The organism is Streptococcus pseudopneumoniae (genome assembly GCF_001072925.1).
Lineage (GTDB): Bacteria > Bacillota > Bacilli > Lactobacillales > Streptococcaceae > Streptococcus > Streptococcus pseudopneumoniae_Q.
On sequence record NZ_JVHE01000062.1, the window covers coordinates 1 to 5,035 of the forward strand.

Annotated in this window: 1 tRNA gene and 3 rRNA genes; all 4 read left to right on the plus strand. The window is 49.8% G+C overall.

Features of this window, described 5'->3' with window-relative positions:
- The first annotated feature begins 142 nt into the window (after positions 1–142).
- The 4 genes from ADH81_RS03700 to rrf all read left to right on the plus strand — a co-directional run bounded on the left by ADH81_RS03700 (position 143) and on the right by rrf (position 5,034).
- A 16S ribosomal RNA gene (locus ADH81_RS03700) occupies positions 143–1,689 on the plus strand.
- Between the two features lie 50 nt (positions 1,690–1,739).
- Positions 1,740–1,812, plus strand: a tRNA-Ala gene (locus tag ADH81_RS03705).
- Between the two features lie 125 nt (positions 1,813–1,937).
- A 23S ribosomal RNA gene (locus tag ADH81_RS03710) occupies positions 1,938–4,841 on the plus strand.
- Positions 4,842–4,918: 77 nt separating this feature from the next.
- Positions 4,919–5,034: ribosomal RNA gene (gene rrf, locus ADH81_RS03715) — 5S ribosomal RNA — on the plus strand.
- Together the 16S, 23S and 5S rRNA genes with 1 tRNA gene alongside form the textbook arrangement of a ribosomal RNA operon.
- Position 5,035: the final 1 nt, after the last annotated feature.

Here is a 5,035-nt window from a genome sequence, read left to right on the forward strand (position 1 = left end):
CTTGAGAGAAGTGAGTGACAAAGACCTTTGAAAACTGAACAAGACGAACCAATGTGCAGGGCACTACAACTAAGGTTGTAGTACTGAACAATGAAAAAAACAATAAATCTGTCAGTGACAGAAATGAGTGAGAACTCAAACTTTTAATGAGAGTTTGATCCTGGCTCAGGACGAACGCTGGCGGCGTGCCTAATACATGCAAGTAGAACGCTGAAGGAGGAGCTTGCTTCTCTGGATGAGTTGCGAACGGGTGAGTAACGCGTAGGTAACCTGCCTGGTAGCGGGGGATAACTATTGGAAACGATAGCTAATACCGCATAACAGTAGATATTGCATGATATCTGCTTGAAAGGTGCAATTGCATCACTACCAGATGGACCTGCGTTGTATTAGCTAGTTGGTGGGGTAACGGCTCACCAAGGCGACGATACATAGCCGACCTGAGAGGGTGATCGGCCACACTGGGACTGAGACACGGCCCAGACTCCTACGGGAGGCAGCAGTAGGGAATCTTCGGCAATGGACGGAAGTCTGACCGAGCAACGCCGCGTGAGTGAAGAAGGTTTTCGGATCGTAAAGCTCTGTTGTAAGAGAAGAACGAGTGTGAGAGTGGAAAGTTCACACTGTGACGGTATCTTACCAGAAAGGGACGGCTAACTACGTGCCAGCAGCCGCGGTAATACGTAGGTCCCGAGCGTTGTCCGGATTTATTGGGCGTAAAGCGAGCGCAGGCGGTTAGATAAGTCTGAAGTTAAAGGCTGTGGCTTAACCATAGTACGCTTTGGAAACTGTTTAACTTGAGTGCAAGAGGGGAGAGTGGAATTCCATGTGTAGCGGTGAAATGCGTAGATATATGGAGGAACACCGGTGGCGAAAGCGGCTCTCTGGCTTGTAACTGACGCTGAGGCTCGAAAGCGTGGGGAGCAAACAGGATTAGATACCCTGGTAGTCCACGCCGTAAACGATGAGTGCTAGGTGTTAGACCCTTTCCGGGGTTTAGTGCCGTAGCTAACGCATTAAGCACTCCGCCTGGGGAGTACGACCGCAAGGTTGAAACTCAAAGGAATTGACGGGGGCCCGCACAAGCGGTGGAGCATGTGGTTTAATTCGAAGCAACGCGAAGAACCTTACCAGGTCTTGACATCCCTCTGACCGTTCTAGAGATAGAGCTTTCCTTCGGGACAGAGGTGACAGGTGGTGCATGGTTGTCGTCAGCTCGTGTCGTGAGATGTTGGGTTAAGTCCCGCAACGAGCGCAACCCCTATTGTTAGTTGCCATCATTTAGTTGGGCACTCTAGCGAGACTGCCGGTAATAAACCGGAGGAAGGTGGGGATGACGTCAAATCATCATGCCCCTTATGACCTGGGCTACACACGTGCTACAATGGCTGGTACAACGAGTCGCAAGTCGGTGACGGCAAGCTAATCTCTTAAAGCCAGTCTCAGTTCGGATTGTAGGCTGCAACTCGCCTACATGAAGTCGGAATCGCTAGTAATCGCGGATCAGCACGCCGCGGTGAATACGTTCCCGGGCCTTGTACACACCGCCCGTCACACCACGAGAGTTTGTAACACCCGAAGTCGGTGAGGTAACCTTTTAGGAGCCAGCCGCCTAAGGTGGGATAGATGATTGGGGTGAAGTCGTAACAAGGTAGCCGTATCGGAAGGTGCGGCTGGATCACCTCCTTTCTAAGGATAAGGAATGCACATTGGTCTTGTTTAGTCTTGAGAGGTCTTGTGGGGCCTTAGCTCAGCTGGGAGAGCGCCTGCTTTGCACGCAGGAGGTCAGCGGTTCGATCCCGCTAGGCTCCATTGGTGAGAGATCACCAAGTAATGCACATTGAAAATTGAATATCTATATCAAATAGTAACAAGAAAATAAACCGAAAACGCTGTAGTATTAATAAGAGTTTATGACTGAAAGGTCAGAAAAATAAGGTTAAGTTAATAAGGGCGCACGGTGGATGCCTTGGCACTAGGAGCCGAAGAAGGACGTGACAAACGACGATATGCCTTGGGTAGCTGTAAGTAAGCGATGATCCAGGGATTTCCGAATGGGGGAACCCAACAGGTACTACCTGTTACCCATATCTGTTAAGGATATGAGGAGGAAGACGCAGTGAACTGAAACATCTAAGTAGCTGCAGGAAGAGAAAGCAAAAGCGATTGCCTTAGTAGCGGCGAGCGAAACGGCAGAAGGGCAAACCGAAGAGTTTACTCTTCGGGGTTGTAGGACTGCAATGTGGACTCAAAGATTATAGAAGAATGGTTTGGGAAAATCAGCCAAAGAGAGTGATAGCCTCGTATTCAAAATAGTCTTTGTACCTAGCAGTATCCTGAGTACGGCGGGACACGTGAAATCCCGTCGGAATCTGGGAGGACCATCTCCCAACCCTAAATACTCCCTAGTGACCGATAGTGAACCAGTACCGTGAGGGAAAGGTGAAAAGCACCCCGGGAGGGGAGTGAAATAGAACCTGAAACCGTGTGCCTACAACAAGTTCGAGCCCGTTAATGGGTGAGAGCGTGCCTTTTGTAGAATGAACCGGCGAGTTACGATATGATGCGAGGTTAAGTTGAAGAGACGGAGCCGTAGGGAAACCGAGTCTGAATAGGGCGCCTTAGTATCATGTCGTAGACCCGAAACCATGTGACCTACCCATGAGCAGGTTGAAGGTGCGGTAAGACGCACTGGAGGACCGAACCAGGGCACGTTGAAAAGTGCTTGGATGACTTGTGGGTAGCGGAGAAATTCCAAACGAACTTGGAGATAGCTGGTTCTCTCCGAAATAGCTTTAGGGCTAGCGTCGACATTAGAGATTCTTGGAGGTAGAGCACTGTTTGGGTGAGGGGTCCATCCCGGATTACCAATCTCAGATAAACTCCGAATGCCAATGAATTATGGTCGGCAGTCAGACTGCGAGTGCTAAGATCCGTAGTCGAAAGGGAAACAGCCCAGACCACCAGCTAAGGTCCCAAAATAATTGTTAAGTGGAAAAGGATGTGGGGTTGCACAGACAACTAGGATGTTAGCTTAGAAGCAGCTATTCATTCAAAGAGTGCGTAATAGCTCACTAGTCGAGTGACCCTGCGCCGAAAATGTACCGGGGCTAAAACAATTTACCGAAGCTGTGGATACCTTTATAGGTATGGTAGGAGAGCGTTCTATGTGTGAAGAAGGTGTACCGTGAGGAGTGCTGGAACGCATAGAAGTGAGAATGCCGGTATGAGTAGCGAAAGACAGGTGAGAATCCTGTCCACCGTAAGACTAAGGTTTCCAGGGGAAGGCTCGTCCGCCCTGGGTTAGTCGGGACCTAAGGAGAGACCGAAAGGTGTATCCGATGGACAACAGGTTGATATTCCTGTACTAGAGTATGTAGTGATGGAGGGACGCAGTAGGCTAACTAAAGCAGACGATTGGAAGTGTCTGTCTAAGCAGTGAGGTGTGAATTGAGTTAAATGCTTAGTTCTATAACATTGAGCTGTGATGGGGAGCGAAGTTTAGTAGCGAAGTTAGTGACGTCACACTGCCAAGAAAAGCTTCTAGCGTTTAAACATACTCTACCCGTACCGCAAACCGACACAGGTAGTCGAGGCGAGTAGCCTCAGGTGAGCGAGAGAACTCTCGTTAAGGAACTCGGCAAAATGACCCCGTAACTTCGGGAGAAGGGGTGCTGACTTTAAGTCAGCCGCAGTGAATAGGCCCAAGCAACTGTTTATCAAAAACACAGCTCTCTGCTAAATCGTAAGATGATGTATAGGGGGTGACGCCTGCCCGGTGCTGGAAGGTTAAGAGGAGTGCTTAGCGGTAACGCGAAGGTATGAATTGAAGCCCCAGTAAACGGCGGCCGTAACTATAACGGTCCTAAGGTAGCGAAATTCCTTGTCGGGTAAGTTCCGACCCGCACGAAAGGCGTAATGATTTGGGCACTGTCTCAACGAGAGACTCGGTGAAATTTTAGTACCTGTGAAGATGCAGGTTACCCGCGACAGGACGGAAAGACCCCATGGAGCTTTACTGCAGTTTGATATTGAGTGTCTGTACCACATGTACAGGATAGGTAGGAGTCTAAGAGATCGGGACGCCAGTTTCGAAGGAGACGTTGTTGGGATACTACCCTTGTGTTATGGCCACTCTAACCCAGATAGGTGATCCCTATCGGAGACAGTGTCTGACGGGCAGTTTGACTGGGGCGGTCGCCTCCTAAAAGGTAACGGAGGCGCCCAAAGGTTCCCTCAGAATGGTTGGAAATCATTCGCAGAGTGTAAAGGTATAAGGGAGCTTGACTGCGAGAGCTACAACTCGAGCAGGGACGAAAGTCGGGCTTAGTGATCCGGTGGTTCCGTATGGAAGGGCCATCGCTCAACGGATAAAAGCTACCCTGGGGATAACAGGCTTATCTCCCCCAAGAGTTCACATCGACGGGGAGGTTTGGCACCTCGATGTCGGCTCGTCGCATCCTGGGGCTGTAGTCGGTCCCAAGGGTTGGGCTGTTCGCCCATTAAAGCGGCACGCGAGCTGGGTTCAGAACGTCGTGAGACAGTTCGGTCCCTATCCGTCGCGGGCGTAGGAAATTTGAGAGGATCTGCTCCTAGTACGAGAGGACCAGAGTGGACTTACCGCTGGTGTACCAGTTGTCTTGCCAAAGGCATCGCTGGGTAGCTATGTAGGGAAGGGATAAACGCTGAAAGCATCTAAGTGTGAAACCCACCTCAAGATGAGATTTCCCATGATTTTATATCAGTAAGAGCCCTGAGAGATGATCAGGTAGATAGGTTAGAAGTGGAAGTGTGGCGACACATGTAGCGGACTAATACTAATAGCTCGAGGACTTATCCAAAGTAACTGAGAATACGAAGTGTGAAGGCTTTCTTGGAATTTGATAGATATTCAATTTTGAGTAGGTATTACTCAAAGTTAAGTGACGATAGCCTAGGAGATACACCTGTACCCATGCCGAACACAGAAGTTAAGCCCTAGAACGCCGGAAGTAGTTGGGGGTTGCCCCCTGTGAGATAAGGAAGTCGCTTAGCT